The sequence below is a fragment of the Streptomyces sp. EDA2-14 genome, assembly GCF_054963755.1.
Map to the genome: position 1 here is coordinate 261,245 of NZ_JBUEGE010000009.1, position 15,938 is coordinate 277,182.

General features: G+C 72.0%; 16 protein-coding genes. 12 read left to right on the top strand and 4 right to left on the bottom strand.

The features are described from left to right. The first annotated feature begins 4 nt into the window (after positions 1-4). Positions 5-976: a cyclase family protein gene (locus ACY34M_RS23175; RefSeq protein ID WP_462719941.1), complete on the top strand. Its 972-nt coding sequence runs from the start codon at positions 5-7 to the stop codon at positions 974-976. Between the two features lie 171 nt (positions 977-1,147). Then, positions 1,148-1,972: a protein kinase family protein gene (locus ACY34M_RS23180; protein ID WP_462719942.1), complete on the top strand. Its 825-nt coding sequence runs from the start codon at positions 1,148-1,150 to the stop codon at positions 1,970-1,972. A gap of 35 nt (positions 1,973-2,007) precedes the next feature. Here the strand turns inward: ACY34M_RS23180 and ACY34M_RS23185 are convergent, their stop codons facing one another. Further along, complete coding sequence (locus ACY34M_RS23185; RefSeq protein ID WP_462719943.1) at positions 2,008-2,925, bottom strand: LysR family transcriptional regulator; 918 nt, start codon at positions 2,923-2,925, stop codon at positions 2,008-2,010. Positions 2,926-3,058: 133 nt separating this feature from the next. Here ACY34M_RS23185 and ACY34M_RS23190 point away from each other — a divergent pair, with 133 nt between their 5' ends. From ACY34M_RS23190 to ACY34M_RS23215, 6 genes are read left to right on the top strand one after another with little or no spacing between them, the layout of a single operon-like run. Further along, entirely contained in the window at positions 3,059-4,042 is a 984-nt protein-coding gene (locus tag ACY34M_RS23190) for a fumarylacetoacetate hydrolase family protein (RefSeq protein WP_462719944.1), read from the top strand. After that, complete coding sequence (locus ACY34M_RS23195) at positions 4,039-5,004, top strand: cyclase family protein (protein WP_462719945.1); 966 nt, start codon at positions 4,039-4,041, stop codon at positions 5,002-5,004. The genes ACY34M_RS23190 and ACY34M_RS23195 overlap by 4 nt, the downstream gene beginning before the upstream one ends. 16 nt (positions 5,005-5,020) lie before the next feature. Next, positions 5,021-6,157 carry an FAD-dependent oxidoreductase gene (locus ACY34M_RS23200; protein ID WP_462719946.1) on the top strand — a complete coding sequence of 379 codons (1,137 nt, stop codon included), beginning with the start codon at positions 5,021-5,023 and terminating at the stop codon, positions 6,155-6,157. After that, a complete protein-coding gene (locus tag ACY34M_RS23205; protein WP_462719947.1) occupies positions 6,154-7,194 on the top strand; it encodes an amidohydrolase family protein in 1,041 nt (346 codons plus the stop codon). Before ACY34M_RS23200 ends, ACY34M_RS23205 begins: the two co-directional genes overlap by 4 nt. A gap of 12 nt (positions 7,195-7,206) precedes the next feature. Continuing rightward, on the top strand, positions 7,207-8,145 hold the full coding sequence (locus ACY34M_RS23210; protein ID WP_462719948.1) for a VOC family protein: 939 nt from the start codon (positions 7,207-7,209) through the stop codon (positions 8,143-8,145). Positions 8,146-8,199: 54 nt separating this feature from the next. Then, on the top strand, positions 8,200-9,171 hold the full coding sequence (locus ACY34M_RS23215; RefSeq protein WP_462719949.1) for a fumarylacetoacetate hydrolase family protein: 972 nt from the start codon (positions 8,200-8,202) through the stop codon (positions 9,169-9,171). A 7-nt stretch (positions 9,172-9,178) separates the two neighbouring features. Here ACY34M_RS23215 and ACY34M_RS23220 read toward each other — a convergent pair whose 3' ends face one another. Further along, positions 9,179-10,018 (bottom strand): hypothetical protein, encoded by an 840-nt coding sequence (locus ACY34M_RS23220; protein WP_462719950.1) that lies wholly within the window; start codon positions 10,016-10,018, stop codon positions 9,179-9,181. A 307-nt stretch (positions 10,019-10,325) separates the two neighbouring features. On the opposite strand from ACY34M_RS23220, the gene tgmA reads away from it, so the two are divergent. The 4 genes from tgmA (at position 10,326) to ACY34M_RS23240 (ending at position 14,036) form a co-directional block, all read left to right on the top strand. Continuing rightward, a complete protein-coding gene (gene tgmA / locus ACY34M_RS23225; RefSeq protein ID WP_462719951.1) occupies positions 10,326-10,517 on the top strand; it encodes a putative ATP-grasp-modified RiPP in 192 nt (63 codons plus the stop codon). A 14-nt stretch (positions 10,518-10,531) separates the two neighbouring features. Next, the gene (tgmB, locus tag ACY34M_RS23230) at positions 10,532-11,539 is read left to right on the top strand and encodes an ATP-grasp ribosomal peptide maturase (RefSeq protein WP_462719952.1); all 1,008 of its coding nucleotides are present in this window, start codon (positions 10,532-10,534) and stop codon (positions 11,537-11,539) included. A 136-nt stretch (positions 11,540-11,675) separates the two neighbouring features. Further along, on the top strand, positions 11,676-13,124 hold the full coding sequence (locus ACY34M_RS23235; protein WP_462719953.1) for a carboxylesterase/lipase family protein: 1,449 nt from the start codon (positions 11,676-11,678) through the stop codon (positions 13,122-13,124). Positions 13,125-13,175: 51 nt separating this feature from the next. Beyond that, positions 13,176-14,036 (top strand): phospholipid scramblase-related protein, encoded by an 861-nt coding sequence (locus ACY34M_RS23240; protein ID WP_462719954.1) that lies wholly within the window; start codon positions 13,176-13,178, stop codon positions 14,034-14,036. Positions 14,037-14,054: 18 nt separating this feature from the next. On the opposite strand, the gene ACY34M_RS23245 is transcribed toward ACY34M_RS23240, so the two are convergent. Continuing rightward, on the bottom strand, positions 14,055-14,960 hold the full coding sequence (locus tag ACY34M_RS23245; protein WP_462719955.1) for a DMT family protein: 906 nt from the start codon (positions 14,958-14,960) through the stop codon (positions 14,055-14,057). Beyond that, on the bottom strand, positions 14,957-15,931 hold the full coding sequence (locus tag ACY34M_RS23250; RefSeq protein ID WP_462719956.1) for a phosphatase PAP2 family protein: 975 nt from the start codon (positions 15,929-15,931) through the stop codon (positions 14,957-14,959). Before ACY34M_RS23250 ends, ACY34M_RS23245 begins: the two co-directional genes overlap by 4 nt. Positions 15,932-15,938 lie beyond the last annotated feature (7 nt).

Below are 15,938 nucleotides of genomic sequence, written 5' to 3' on the forward strand. Positions count from 1 at the left end.
GCCCGTGCCACTGCCCACGTACCAGGAACTCAGCCGTCGCACCGACGCCCCGCCCGGCTCCAGCTGGCATCTCTTCCCCACGACGCCGGAACGCGGCATGGCCAACTTCGCGGGCCCGCACCAGATCCGCCGCGCCGCCGACTGCGTCCGGCGCGGCAGCGCCTTCAACCTCGACCACGCCCTGGACGCCTTCGACCCGCCGATGTCCAAGGCCCGCGGCGTACCGCACCACCACATCACCGCCAAGCACGACCAGGCGCGCGACGACTCCCTCGACAACTTCCACCTCCAGGCCACCAGCCAGATCGACGGCCTGCGCCACCGCCGCGCCTCGGGCCACGGCTTCTACAACGGGGTCCCCGACAGCGACATCGCCGTCGGAACGCCGTCCCTGGGCGTGCAGTTGTGGGCCGAGCACCCGCTGGCCGGGCGCGGTCTCGTGATCGACGTGGAGGGACTGCTGCGCGACCGCGGCACCCCGCTCGACCACGGAGAAGGCCCGGCCCTCACCGCCGACCTGCTCGACGAGGCACTGGCGGTCCAGGGCTGCGCGGTCGAACCCGGCGACCTGGTCCTCGTCCACACCGGCTGGGCCGAGTGGTATCTGACCACGAGCCCCGAACAGCGCGCGGCCGCCCGCGAGCACCGCCGCGCCACCGGCTTCACGCAGAGCCGTGCGTTCGCCGCGTGGTGCTGGGACCACCGCATCGCGCTCATGGCCACCGACACGTTCGCGGTCGAGGTCCTCCCCGTCGCGGCCGACAGCGACTTCCGGCAGAGCGCACCCGAGGACGCCGGGATGATGCACCAGGAACTGATCGCGAAACTGGGCCTGCCGCTCGGCGAGCTCTGGAACCTCACGGCCCTCACCCATGACAGCCGTCAACACGGCGTATGGGACTGCCTGTTGACGGTCAAGCCGCTCAACCTCGTGGGCGGCGTGGGTTCCCCGGCGAACGCGACCGCGCTCCGCTGAGGAGCCCGGCACGGACGGGACGGGGCGGTGCGAGGCAACCGCTCATCTTCGCAGCGTCGGGGCGCATCCGATCGGCCGACAGGAGGTGAATTCCCCTCATGACCGAGCTGTATCGCCCACTGCTACTCGGACTGCCCTCGCCCGTAAGTCCGTTGAAAGGACCGCACCGCCGTGCAGCTTCCCGACCAGATCACGAATGCGCTCCCGCCCATCGTCGAGGCCACGCGGGTCAGCAACCGGCACGGCTCGACACTGTGGGACATCAGGACTGACACAGCGCGCTACGCCGTCAAGCTGGGCTTCCCCGTCGCCGCCGCCGACGGGCTTCCCGGCCGGACCTGGACCGCGCTCGAGCCCGGCCGGGAAGCAGCCGTCCTCCACCACCTGGGCACGTCGGTGCCCAGCGGCAGCTGGAAGCAGGGCACGTGGTGCATCCAGCCGTGGCGCGACGGTCCCGACCTGCAGCAACTGTGGGAGCGGCACCGCGTGGACGGTACGGTCCCCAGTGTGGTGACGGCCCTGGAGTGCGCCAGCGCCCTGGCCGGCGTCCACGCAGAGGGCTGGGCACACGGCGACGTACAGCCGATGAACTTCCTGATCGGCCCCGCCCGCACCCACCTCGTGGAACTCGCCCTGGCGCAGGGCAAGCCCGTCCCCGACGAGGTCGACTTTCCCCACCAGGGCTGCCTCGTGCACTACGAGGCCCCCGAACTGTCCCGGCAGATCCTCGACGAAGGTCTCGCGTCCCCGACCCAGGCCAGCGACATCTACGGATTCGGCGCGAGCCTGCTGATGGCCGCCCGTCAACGGCGCGCCGTGAGCTACCCCAACGACGCCTCACTGCGCGAACAGCGCCAGGCCGTCGTCGAGGGGAACCGGCGGCCGGTCAACATCGACGGCCCCCTCGGTGAGCTGATCGAGCACATGCTCAGCTACAAGCCCACCGAACGCCCCACCCTCCAGCAGGTCATCGACGCCATGCGGGAGATGATCTGACCCGGGCGGCCGGACAGGGCGACGATGCCCGGCCCTCAGGCCCGGGACGGGTCCAGTGACGCGCCGACCTCCATCGCCGTCCGGCGCAGCCAGACATGGGCGCCGTCCTGCTCGTGCAGGGGATGCCACCACATGGTCTCCCGCACCGGCACCGCCTCGAACGGGCACGGAAGGACGCGCACGGCCGCGGACTGCGTGACGTCCCGGGCGAGGCGTTCCTGGATCATCGCGATGCGGCGGGTTCCCTCGACCATGCGGGGGAGCAGTTGGAAGGACTGCACCGAGACCTCCACGTGCGGGCTGATGCCGAGCATGTTGAGCTGGCGCGCGGCCGGCGCGTCGTACGGGCGCTGGTAGACGGCCCAGGGGAGCCGGGCGAGATCGTCGAGGGCGAGGGTGTCGCCGATCCCCGGGTGGTCGTCCGCGACGATGCACACCCAGCGGTCCTCGTACAGCTCCACCGTGGGGAAGCCGTCGATGATGCCGTGCGGCATGAGCAGGCCGTCGACCGTGGACAGGGCCGTCGCCGGGTTCTCCACCACCGTCGGGCCGGTCTGCTGGAACGTCAGCCGGACGCCCGGCGCCTCCCTGTGCAGCCGCCTGGACAGCGCGGCCCCGAAGATGAACGCCCCGTAGTCCGAGGTCAGCAGCGTGAACTCGCGGGTCTCCGCCGCCGGGTCGAAGTCGGCCTGCGTGGAGAAGAGGCGGTCCAGCAGATCGCAGGCGGACGCGCTGCGCTCGCGCAGGGCGAGCCCCAGCGGGGTGAGGTCGTAGGAGCCGCCGCTGCGGGCCAGAAGCTCGTCGTCGAAGTGCCGCCGCAGCCGCCCCAGGGCCGCGCTCATCGCGGGCTGGCTGAGACCGACGCGCGCCCCCGCCCTGGTGACGTTGCGCTCCTCCAGCAGCGCGCGCAGGGCGACGACCAGGTTCAGGTCGAGTCGGGGCGAGTTCGTCACGTGCCTCTCACGCACCTCTCGTGTGCTGCCGCTCGGGGGTATCCATGGCGTGGATGCTTCTCATAACAAAGATTGATTTCCATGATTCTGCCTCGGAGGACAGAGTAGACACACCACAGCGGGAGGAAATCTCATGGCAACACCGGCGCGGCCCGCGGGCCCGTTCGCCCTCGGCACCTTCTCGGCCCACGACGGCCCCCACTTCCCCGGACTGCTGGTCGCGGAGCGGGTGTTGGACCTGCGGCGCTCCCTGGACGCCGCCCCCGGGACGCTGCTCGACGTCGTCCAGGACTGGGACACGTACCTGCCTCTCCTGCACACCCTGGCCGCCGACGGCACCCGCGACTGGCAGCCGCTGGACGGTCTGCGCGTGCACGCGCCGCTCGCCCCGCGGCAGATCTTCCAGTCGGGGGCCAACTACCGGCAGCACGTGATCGACCTCGAAGTCGCGCACCGCGCCCCCGACGACCCGCGCACCGTCGAGGAGGCGCGCGCGGAGATCGCCGAGATCATGGACCGGCGCGCCGCTGAGGACCTGCCGTACGTCTTCATCGGCCTGCCCAGCAGCATCACCGGACCCTACGACGACGTGGTGCTGCCCGCCTGGGCCGAACAGCCGGACTGGGAACTGGAGTTGGCCGTCGTCATCGGCAGGCCCGCCCACCGCGTCGCCCGGGAGGACGCGCTCGACCACGTCGCCGGATACACGATCGCCAACGACCTGACCGATCGCGCGAGCGTCTTCCGCCGCGACATGAAGGCGATCGGCACGGACTGGCTGCGCGCCAAGAACGCCCCCGGCTTCACCCCGCTCGGCCCCTGGCTCGTCCCCGCCGAATCCGTCGCCGACCCCGACGACCTGCGGGTCACGCTGAAGCTCAACGGCGACACCATGCAGGACGAGTCGACCAAGGACATGCTCTTCGGCGTCGACCGGCTCATCTCCTACATCTCGCAGACCACCCAACTCCTGCCCGGAGACGTGGTGTTGACCGGATCGCCCGCCGGCAACGGCATCCACTGGGGCCGGCTGCTGCGCGACGGCGACGTCATGGACGCCTCGATCACCGGGCTCGGCGCCCAGCGCACCCGCTGTGTCGCGGAGGCCGCGTCGTGAGCGCCGTCGACCGCACCGACCCCGAGGGCGAGATCGCCCGGACGGCCAAGCAGTGCTCCAACTGGGGGCGTTGGGGCGCGGACGACGTCCTCGGCACCCTGAACTTCCTCACCGAGGCCAAGCGCCGCGAGGGCGCGGCCCTCGTCCGGCGCGGCGCGAGCTTCTCCCTGTCCCAGCGCTTCGACATGGACGGCCCGCAGAAGGGCTGGCGGCGCCGCACCAACCCGGTGCACACCATGCTCGACACCGGCACCGACGCCGCCCTCGGCAACCAGGGCTTCCCGCACGGCCTCGGCGGCGCCGACGACGTGATCGCCATGCCGCTGCAGTGCTCCACGCAGTGGGACGGACTCGGCCACATCTTCGACCACGGCAAGGCCTGGAACGGCCGCCCGGCCGAGCAGGTCGTCACCTCCGACGGCGACCTCGTCACCGGCATCGAGCACCTGGCCCCGCACGTCGCAGGGCGCGGCGTCCTGCTCGACGTGGGCCGCGCGATCGGCACGGACGGCGAACTGCCCGACGCCTTCGCCGTCACCGAGGAACACCTCACCGCCACCGCCGAGGCCCACGGCGTGCACATCGGCCGCGGTGACATCGTCCTCGTCCGCACCGGGCAGCTGACCCGGGCCCGCCGCGAGGGCTGGGGCGACTACGCGGGGGGTCCCGCCCCCGGACTGTCCTTCACCACCGCAGGCTGGCTGCACCGCACCGAGATCGCCGCGATCGCCACCGACACCTGGGGCTTCGAGGTGCGCCCCAACGAGTTCGAGCACGCCTTCCAGCCGCTGCACCAGGTCGTCATCCCCAACATGGGGCTGCTCATCGGCGAGATGTGGGACCTGGACGCCCTCGCCGCCGACTGCGCCGACGACGGTGCGTACGACTTCTGGCTGACCGCCGCACCGCTGCCGATCACCGGCGCCGTCGGGTCACCCGTCAACCCGATCGCCGTCAAGTGAATCCGGAGACCTTGCCATGACCGACCCCAGCAGCCGTAGCGTCCTCGTCATCGGCGGCGGTGCCTCCGGCAGCGCGATCACCGTTCTGCTGCGCCGCGCCGGCGTGGCCGTCGACCTCGTCGAGGCCAGGAGCGACTGGAACGCCACCACGGGCTCCGGCATCACCCTCCAGGGCAACGCCCTGCGGGTCCTGCGGGAACTGGGCGTGTGGGAGCAGGTGGAGCAGGCCGGATTCGCCTTCGGCTCGGTGGGTGTCACCGCGCCCGACGGCACCGTCCTGCACGTCGCCGAAGACATCAACACCGGCGGCGACGACCTCCCGGCCACCGTCGGGATGCAGCGCCCGCACCTGCAACAGCTCCTGATCGAGCGGGTCCGGGCGAGCGGCGCCACCGTCCGCCTCGGCGAGACCGTGACCTCCCTGACCGAGTCCGGCGACCACGTGCTGGCCCGGTTCGGCGACGGCGGCGAGGGCCGCTACGACCTCGTGGTGGGCGCCGACGGCCTCGGCTCCGCCACCCGCGCCATGATCGGCATCGAGGACCGGCCGGAACCGACCGGCATGGCCATCTGGCGCATCGCCGCCCCGCGCCCCGAAGGCGTCCGCCGCACCGACCTGGCCTACGGCGGCACCGCCTACATCGCGGGCTACTGCCCCACGGGCCCCGACACCCTGTACGCCTACGTCGTCGAGGACAAGCGGGACCGCGCCTCGATCCCGCCCGAGTCGTACGCCGACGAGATGCGCCGCCTCGCCCAGGGCTACGGCGGCCAGTGGCCCGAGATCGTCCGCCACATCACCGACCCGGCGGCGGTCAACTACACATGGTTCGACCGGCACTTGATCGAGGGGCCGTGGCACCGCGGCCGCACCGTGCTCATCGGCGACGCCGCGCACTGCTGCCCGCCCACCCTCGCCCAGGGCGCCGCGCTGTCCCTGGAGGACGCCTCGGTCCTCGCCGAACTCCTCACCGCCCGCCCCGACTGGGGCGACCGGCTCCTGACCGACTTCCACGCCCGCCGGCTGCCGCGCGTGCGCCAGGTCGTCGACGCCTCCGTGCAGCTCGGGCAGTGGCTGCTCGACGGCGAGCGCGACGCCGACGTGCCCGGGCTCATGGCCCGCACCATGACCGTTCTGAAGGACCGCCCGTGACCACGAAGAATCCGGCGAACGCCACGACCGCGCACGCCCCGGCCACCGCGCCGACCGTCGACATCCACGCCCACCTGCTGCTGCCCGAGGTGGAGGCCCTCGTCGCGGGCCTGCCGGGACACGCCGAGGCCGAGGCCCTCGACGCCCGCCGCAACGGCCCCGACGCCCTCGCCGTCAACGGCCCCATGGTCGGCGCCCGCGTCACCCTCATGACCGATCCGGCCGCCCGTCTCGCCGCCATGGACACCCAGGGCGTGGACGTCCAGCTCGTCAGCCCGTCCCCCTCGCACTACCACTACTGGGCCGACGACAAGACGGCCGAGAAGGTGTACCGGCTCGCCCACGAGGCCACCGCCGCCCACTGCGCGGCCGCCCCCGACCGGCTGCGCGGACTCGGCCTCGTACCGCTGCAGCACCCGGACCTCGCCGTCGCCGCGCTCGAACACGCCCTGGACAGCGGCCTCGTGGGCGTCGAGCTGTCCAGCCACGCACCCGGACACGAGCTGTCCGACCCGGCCTACGAGGCGCTGTGGACCCGCGCCGAGGAGACCGGCGCCCTGCTCTTCCTGCACCCCTTCGGCTGCACCCTCGACGAGCGCCTCGACCGCTGGTACCTGTCCAACTCGGTCGGCCAGCCCACCGAGAACGCCGTCGCCCTGTCCCATCTCATCTTCTCCGGGGTGCTCGACCGCCACCCCGGCCTCAAGGTGATCGCCGCGCACGGCGGCGGCTACCTGCCGACCCACATCGGCCGGGCCGACCACGCCTGGAAGGTCCGCCCCGACGCACAGGCCTGCGCCCGCAAGCCCAGCAGCTACCTGCGCGGCCTCTACTTCGACTCGCTGGTCCACGACCCGCACGTGCTGCGGGAGTTGGTGCGCGTCGCAGGCGCCGACCGGGTGCTGCTCGGCTCCGACTTCCCCTTCGACATGGGCGCCGAGGACCCCGTCGGCGCGCTGCGCGACGCCGAGCTGCCCGAGAACGACTTCCACTCCGTGCGCGGCGCCACCGCGGCCGCCCTGCTCGACCTCGCCTGAGGAGGCCCCACCATGAGCGCACGCCTGCTCACCCACCTGCGGCACGTCGACCTCGCCGTGCCCGACTACGACAAGCAGCTCGACTTCTACTCCGGTGTCTGGGGCCTGACCAGGACCGAGGGGGACTCCGGCATCTCCTTCCTCGCCGCCGAGGGCAGCCCCGAGCGGTACGTGGTCCGGCTCCGCAAGGCCGAGGAGAAGCGCCTCGACCTCGTGTCCTACGGGGCCGCCTCGGCCGGCGACGTCGACACGCTCGCCGAGCAACTGCTGGCCGGGGGAGTGCAGTTGCTCGGCGAACCGGGCCGGATCGACACCCCCGGCGGCGGCTACGGCTTCCGGTTCTTCGACGTCGACGGCCGCACCGTCGAGGTCTCCGCCGACGTCGAGGTGCGACAGCACCGCAAGATCGAGGAGAAGGAGGCGATCCCGGTCAAGCTGTCCCACGTCGTCCTCAACTCCCCGGACCTGAACCGGACCCGGCAGTGGTACGAGCGCCACCTCGGCTTCGCCCTCTCCGACACACTGAGCTCCCCGCACATGGGTGAGGTCATGCACTTCATGCGCATCAGCAACCAGCACCACTCCATGGCCATCGCCCAAGGCCCGCACACCGCCCTGCACCACGTCTCCTTCGAGATGCGCGGACTGGACGAGTACATGAGGGGTTCGGGGCGTGTGATGCGCGCCGGGTACCAGAAGATCTGGGGTCCCGGACGGCACATGGCGGGCGACAACACGTTCACGTACTTCCTCGACCCGCACGGCAACACCGTCGAGTACACGACGGAGTTGGAGCTGCTCGACGAGGACACCTGGCACCCGCACGTCTACGACTTCTCGCAGCCCGAGGTCACCGACCAGTGGGGCACCGCCAACCCGATGAACGAACTCGTCGCCAAGGAGTCCTTCAACGACCCCGACCGCGGCTGCTTCGTCGCCCCGCCGGTCTGAGTCCGCCCCCGCACATCCGCCCCCACACATCCGCCCCCGCAAAGGAGAACGGGCATGCGCCTTGCCTCGTACGAGTACCAACAGCGCCGCCACGTCGCCGTGGTGGCGGAGGACGGCACGCTGTACCCGCTGCCCGGCAGCCGGCCGCTGACCGAGGTGCTCGCGGCGGCCGGCGGACTGCCGGGACTCCTGGACGCGGGAGCCGCCGCCCTCGACGGGCCGCCCGGACCGCAGGTGTCCGAGGTACGCCTGCTCGCTCCGCTGCGGCCCGCGTCCGTACGGGACTTCGTCACCTTCGAGGAGCATGTGGAGGGAGTGCGCCGCTCCGTGGACGGCGCCGACGGCGTCCCCGAGCAGTGGTACGCGGCCCCGACGTTCTACTTCACCAACCCGCACGCGATCTACGCGGCGGGCGATGCGATACCCGTGCCGCCCGGTTCGGCCGTCCTGGACTTCGAACTGGAGGTGGCCGCCGTCGTCGGGCGCGAGGGCCGCGACCTGACGCCGGAACAGGCCCGCGAGCACATCGTCGGCTACACCGTCTTCAACGACTGGTCGGCCCGCGACCTCCAGTCCGGCGAGATGAAGGTCGGCCTCGGCCCGTGCAAGGGCAAGGACACCGCCTCCACGCTCGGCCCGTACCTGGTCACCGCCGACGAACTGGAGCCGTACCGGGACGCCGACGGCTTTCTGCGCCTCGCGCTGACCGCCGAGGTCAACGGCGATACCGTGGGCAAGGACCTGCTCTCCAACATGAGCTGGACCTTCGAGGAGATGGTCGCCTACGCCTCGCGCGGCACCCGCGTCGTGCCGGGCGACGTCCTCGGCTCCGGCACCTGCGGCAACGGCGGCTGCCTCGCCGAACTGTGGGGCCGGCGCGGTGAGCGGACCCCGCCGCCGATCGAGCCCGGCGACACGGTCACCCTCACCGTCGAGGGCATCGGCACGCTCACCAACACCGTCGTGCCCGGCGCCGCGCCCGTGCCGGTGCCCGCCGGACGCCGCCGCTCCCGCGAACGGCCGTGACGGCGGCTCAGCCCCGCTTGTACGCGATCACGGCCGTGGTCACCAGGCACGGAGCGGGCGGCACCATTTCCACGCGCAGGATTCCACGCTGCGCGTCGTAGTCGATGCCCTCCGCCTCGAACGCCCCCTTGCAGACGCTGCGTTGGGGGATCGCGAACGCGCTGCTCACGTGGCCGGTGACGGGAGCGCCGTCCACGGGGCGGTCCAGGGTGATGTCGAGGACCTCCTTCGTCGCGGCGTCCGACGAGCACAGGAGGTGGGTCGCGTCGGTGAAGTCGCAGCCCTGGATGTTCGTGACCGGCTTGTCGAGGGATATCTGCCCGGCCTGCGGGAGGTTCGCGCCCGGGCTCGGCGCCGATGCGTTGAGGACCGGGGTCGGGAAGACCTGGAGGCGGTCGCGCGTGCCCCACTCGCCGGAGACCAGCCACTGCCCGTCGGGGGAGACGGACGCGAACGAATTGTTGAGCATTTCGCCCGGGTCGAGGGCGTGTTCATAGGTGGTGCGCTCGCCGGCCGGTGACGTCGCCGCGAACATCTTCTTCGTGGCCGTGTCGCTTCCCTGGTACGCGTCGAACGTGTAGCCACCCGCCACGTCCGGGTCGCCCACGTGCGTCCAGCCCTTGGCGCGCAGGGCCAGCGGGACCGAAGCGAGGCCCCGGTGGACGAGCGTGCCGTCGGCGCGGCTCGCCAGCCCCTGGCTGCCGGTCAGCGAGTTCACGCGCGAGGTGCCGGTCTCGGTCCAGGTCGGCGCGGCGGACGCCGTGGTCGCGCCGAGCGTCAGGGCGCCCAGGGTGGCCGCGAGGGTCAGCGCAATACGTCTTTTGTGCCTTTTCTTGTGCCGGGTCATGGAGATCACCCTGCCTCATGAGGGGGGCGCACAAGGCGCGTTCGAGCATCCTGACGGATTGTCGCCGCATGAACGCGCCCTGAGATGTAAAGCCTTGTAAAGGCGCCGTATAGGTGAAGTGACCACAAAGGCCCCTGCAATGCCCCTCAATACCTGGCTGACGTGTCGTCATCACGCTGCGTGGCGGAATGAACTCTTCGGGGGTGTGATGCGTCTTACTCAAAACGAGACCTGGAAAACGGCCGGAGGTGTGACGCCGGAGAGTCACCATGCGCTTGACTTGGCGGACCCCCAACTAGGAGAGCACATGCGACCGTTCGCACTGAACTATGCCCGCCCCACGTCAGAGGCAGAGGTCAGGGCACCGTACATGTACGACGCAACGCTGCAGTTGAACGTATTGGCCGACGGCGCAGTGGCTGCACGCGACTACGGAGTGTTGCGAGAGTTCGCTGCCACCACCTCCACCGCGGGTTCGAAAACCCATTTCGACGACTGAACGGCCCAGCGCAAATGACCGTGCTGATCCTGACGAGTGAACAGGATGTGACGGCCGACATGGCCGTCGTCGAATTGAACGCCAATGGAATCCCCGTGCTCCGCCTCGACCCCGCCGAACTGCCGGGCGGCGTAGGCGTGTCGGGAGAGTTCGCGCACGGCGCGTTCCACGGCCACCTCTCCGTCGGTGGCAGGGTCGTCAGCATGGGCGGACTGCGCTCGATCTGGGTGCGCCGCCCCGGCGAGCCCGCCGCCCGCTCCCTCACTCCCTCGCTCTGGCTCACCGAGGAGGCCTCGCAGTCCCTGTACGGCATGCTGCGGTGCACCGAGGCGCGCTGGATGAACCACCCCGACTCCGCCCGGCAGGCCCGCCAGAAGCCGTGGCAGCTGTGGCTGGCGCGCACCTGCGGACTGCCCGTCCCCGCCACGCTGATCACCACCTTTCCGCGCGCCGCCCGCGAGTTCGCCGAGCGCTACCCCGACCTGATAGTCAAGCCCGTCTCCGGGAAGCACCCCGACGACGTCGGGCTCGCCGTGCCGACCACCCGTGTGCGGCCGGGGGAGGACTACCGGGACGTCGCGAACGGGCCGACGCTGCTGCAGCGCAGGGTGCGCAGGGCCGCGGACATCCGGCTCACCTGCGTGGGCAACCGGCTGTTCGCCGCGCGCTCGGCGAGTTCGCCGGATCGGCCCGAGGAGGAGCCCGGCGTGGACGACGTGCGCTTCGACGACGCAGCCGGACCCTGGCGCCCGATACCCGTGCCCCGGCGCGTCGCGGACGCGGTGCGGGCCTACCTGACCCGTGCCGGGCTCGCGTACGGGGCCTTCGACTTCGCCGAGGACGCCGACGGCATCTGGTGGTTCCTCGAGTGCAACCAGTCCGGCCAGTTCGGCTTCGTCGAGATAGAGACGGGGCAGCCCATCGGCCGCGCCGTCGCGCAGTGGCTCGCGGGCGAACCCCTCGGCCCGCTGCCCGACGGCGGCGAGGACGGCGAATGGGTCCTCGGCGCCGGGTGCGGATGACGACGGGTGCGGACGACGGGTGCGGACGACGGCGGATGTGGCCGACACGACGCGTCGGCGATCTTTACGGGGCGGTGGACGGCGGGTACGAGAAGAGTGGCCGACCGCCCACCACAGCGCCGAGGAGCCCCACCGCATGACCGACGCCACCGCAGTCACCAGGCAGGGAACCCTGCGCGGCCGCACCGAGGACGACATCGCCGCCTTCCTCGGAGTGCCGTACGCCGCCGCCCCGTTCGGCCCGCGCCGCTTCGCCGCGCCGGATCCCGCCGAGGCGTGGACGGGGGAGCGGGACGCCACGGCGTACGGATCGACCGCGCCCAAGGCCCCGTACGCCCCGCCGTTCGACGCGCTCATCCCCGAGACGAGCCAGGACGGGCCCGACTGCCTCAACCTGAACGTGTGGACCCCGGAACCGGGCCCCGGCGCCGGCCTCCCCGTCATGGTGTGGCTGCACGGCGGCTCCTTCTCCAACGGCTCCGCGAACTCCTCCGGCTACCGCGGCGACGCCTTCGCCCGCGACGGCGTCGTCTTCGTCGGCGTCAACTACCGGCTCGGCGTGGACGGATTCCTGCACCTGCCGGGGGCGCCCGACAACCGCGGCCTGCTCGACATGATCGCGGCCCTGGAGTGGGTGCGGGAGAACATCGCGGCGTTCGGTGGCGACCCGGACCGGGTGACCGTCTTCGGCGAGTCGGCCGGGGCGGTGGCCATCGGGCGGCTGCTCGTCGAGCCGCGCGCCCGCGGCCTCTTCCGGCGCGCCGTGCTGCAGAGCGGGGCCTGCCACCACTTCGTACGACCCGACACCGCGCGCCGCATCGGGGAGCGGATGGCGGAGCGGCTCGGCGTGCCGCACACCGCCGAGGCGTTCGCCGCGGTGCCGCTGCCGGAGCTGATCGCGGCGCAGGCGGCGCTGACGGACGAGTTCCGGCAGCGGCCCGACCCGGCGGTGTGGGGCGACGCGGCGCTCAACGGGATGGTCTTCGAACCGGTCGCGGACGAGCACACCCTGCCGGGGCCCGATCTGGGCGTCGACCTCCTCGTCGGCAGCAACCGCGAGGAGAACCGGCTCTACATGGTGCCGACCGGCCGCTTCCACACCATCAGCGAGAGGCGCGTGCAGCGGGGAGCCGAGGCCTTCCGCGCCGACCTGGACGGGTACCGGGCGAGCCGGCCGGGCGCGAGCCCCGGTGAACTCCTCGACGCGATCGTCACCGACTGGTTCTGGCGGATCCCCGCGGTGCGCCTGGCGGAGGCCGTGCCGGGCTCGCACCTGTACGAGTTCGCCTGGCGGTCGCCCCAGTTCGACGGCGAGCTGGGCGCGTGCCACGCCCTGGAGCTGGGCTTCGTCTTCGACCGCGCCGACGACCCGGACTACGCGGCGCTCGTCGGCGGGAACGCCCCGGCGGAGCTGGCCCGCGCGGTGCACGGCGCGTGGGTCGCGTTCGCCACGTCCGGGGACCCGGGCTGGGCGGCGTACGACCCTGCGGGGGAGCGGACGACGATGGTGTTCGACGCGGGCGACTGCCGCACCGAGGCGGACCCGCGGGAGGCCGAGCGGAAGCTGTGGGAAGGCTCACGGTGAGGCCGGTGTGAGGCCGGATTCCTGTGTGTCGCGGCGCGGTAGTGTGCCCGGATGACGACGCAATCGAACACCCCTGCAGGCTGGTACCCGGACCCCCGGGGAACGGCCCAGAGCCTGCGGTGGTGGGACGGCGCCCAGTGGACCGAGCACACGCACGCCGCGCAGCCGCAGGCCCCGGCCCAGCCGCAACAGGCCGCCCAGCCGCAGCACGCCGCCCAGCAGCAGTTCGCGGCCCAGGCACAGGCGCGGGCCGCCGACGTCCAGCGTCAGGTGCAGCACCAGGCGGGCGTCGCGGGGGCCGGGCAGGGCGGCGGCACGCTGTTCACCGAGCCGGTCCTCGTCGTGAACCAGAAGGCCAAGCTGATCGAGCTGACGAACGAGTACGGCGTCATGGACCAGCACGGCAACCAGCTGGGCTCGGTCGTCCAGATCGGCCAGAGCGCCATGAAGAAGGCGCTGCGCTTCGTCTCCAGCGTCGACCAGTTCATGACGCACAAGCTGGAGATCCGTGACGCGTACGGGCAGCCGCACATGGTGCTCACACGGCCGGCCAAGTTCATCAAGTCGAAGGTGCTCGTGGAGCGCCCGGACGGCACGCCGGTCGGCGAGATCGTCCAGCAGAACGCCATCGGGAAGATCAACTTCGCGATGAACGTGGACGGCCGGCAGATCGGCGCGATCAAGGCGGAGAACTGGCGGGCCTGGAACTTCTCGATCGTCGACCACGCGGACAACGAGGTCGCGCGCATCACGAAGACGTGGGAGGGGCTCGCGAAGACGATGTTCACGACCGCGGACAACTATGTGCTGCAGCTGCACTACCAGCTCCCGGAGCCGCTGCTGAGCCTGGTCGTCGCGACGGCGCTGACCGTGGACACGGCGTTGAAGCAGGACTCCCGCGGGTTCGGGTGACCGGGCTTCGTCGCGGTCCTACGGGGTTGCGGCCACGGGGCTCTGCCCCGGACCCCGCTGCTCAATCGCCGCAGGGGCTTGATGTGGCGGCACTGCTTGATCCACCGATGTCTCGTGTGTGTGCGTCAGGAGCACCACGCCGCCCGTAGCCAGCAGCGCCCCGGTTGCCGCAAGACCCAGGCCTGCCATCCCGCCCTGGAGATGTTCGCCCAGCAGGGCCAGGCCGATGACGGAGGCCGCCACCGGGTTCGCCAGGGTCACCATCGCGAGCGGGGCGCCGAGGCCGCCGCGGTAGGCCGTCTGCGAGAGCAGGAGGCCGCCCGCCGCGAACGCCGCCACCAGCAGCGCCACCGCGATGACGCGTACGTCGAGCAGCGGGCCCGTGCGGTCGGTGACCGCGACCGTGATGGTCTGCGTGAGCGCGGACGCCACGCCCGACGCGACCCCGGACGCCGTGGCGTGCCGCAGGCCCGGCTTCGCGCCGCGCCGTGAGAGCACGCCGATGAACGCCGCCGTCACCGCGGCCACGCCGAGCGCCTCGGGCAGCGAGAGCGTGTCGTCGGGGGCCGGGCCCGACGCCGTCACGAGCAGCGCGGCGAGGCCCGCGAGCGTGAGCGCCGTGCCCCGCCACTCGCCCGCCGTGACATGCCGCCCCGCGACCCGCGCCCCCAGCGGCACCGCCGCGACGAGGGTGAGCGCGCCGAGCGGCTGGACGAGGGTGAGCGGCCCGTACTTGAGCGCGGCGACGTGCAGCAGCGCGGCCGAGGCGTTGAGGCCGACCGACCACCACCAGGCCCCCGTCGCGAGCAGCCGCAGCGTGCCCGAGCCGGAGGTGGCGGCGAGCCGCTCCTGGGCCACGGCCGCGGCCGCGTAGGCGACGGCGGAGACGAGGGAGAGCGCTACGGCGAGCAGTGTGGCGGTCATCGTGCCGCTCCGGTCGGTACGGGTCGCGGGGCGTTCGCGGCGGAGGTGGAGCCCGGTGTCGTCGGCACCGGGACCGGTATGTGGGTCGGGGTCGCCGCGTCGAGGACGTCGGCGACGGTCAGCGAGCCCGGCGGCGTGCGATACGCGGCCGGGGCCGGGGACCACGGTGTGGGCGTGCGGTGCGACTCGACGACGCGCGGCGCGCTCGCGGGAGCGGGCACCGGGAACAGATGGCGCCAGAAGCCGGTCGTCCCGACCGCGCGCGGCAGCCGGATCACCGCGAGCGCGGCGGCAAGCAGCAGCGTCGCCACGATCGTGTCGAGCCAGTAGTGGTTGGCGGTGCCCACGATCACCAGGAGGGTGAGCGCCGGGTGCAGCAGCCACAGCCAGCGCCACCGCGAGCGGGTGGCCGCGATCAGGCCGATCGCGACCATCAGGGCCCAGCCGAAGTGCAGCGAGGGCATCGCGGCGAACTGGTTGGCCATCGTGTCCGTGGCGGGCTTCGCGGCGTACACCGAGGGGCCGTAGACCTGCGCCGTGTCGACGAGGTGCGCCGCGTGCAGCATCCGCGGCGGGGCGAGCGGGAACGTCAGGTGCAGCACGAGCGCGGCGGCCGTGAGCACGGCGAGCGCGCGCCGCGTCCACAGGTAGTGGCGCGGCCGGCGCAGGTAGAGGAAGACGAGCAGCGCGATCGTGGCGGGGAAGTGCACGGACGCGTAGTAGGTGTTCGCGACGCGCACCAGGGTGTCGCTGCTCAGCAGCATGTCCTGCACCGCGCCCTCGCCGGGCAGGTGCACGGCACGCTCGAAGCTCCACACGTGGTCGGCGTTGTGGAAGGCCTCGGCGGTGTGGCCGTTGGCCAGCTGCCGCCCGAGCTTGTAGACGAGGAAAAGTCCCACGACCAGCAGCAGCTCGCGTATCAGGGGTGGCCGGACTGCGTGCTGCTCCGGCTCCCGCGTGTTCCCGTTCATCGATACG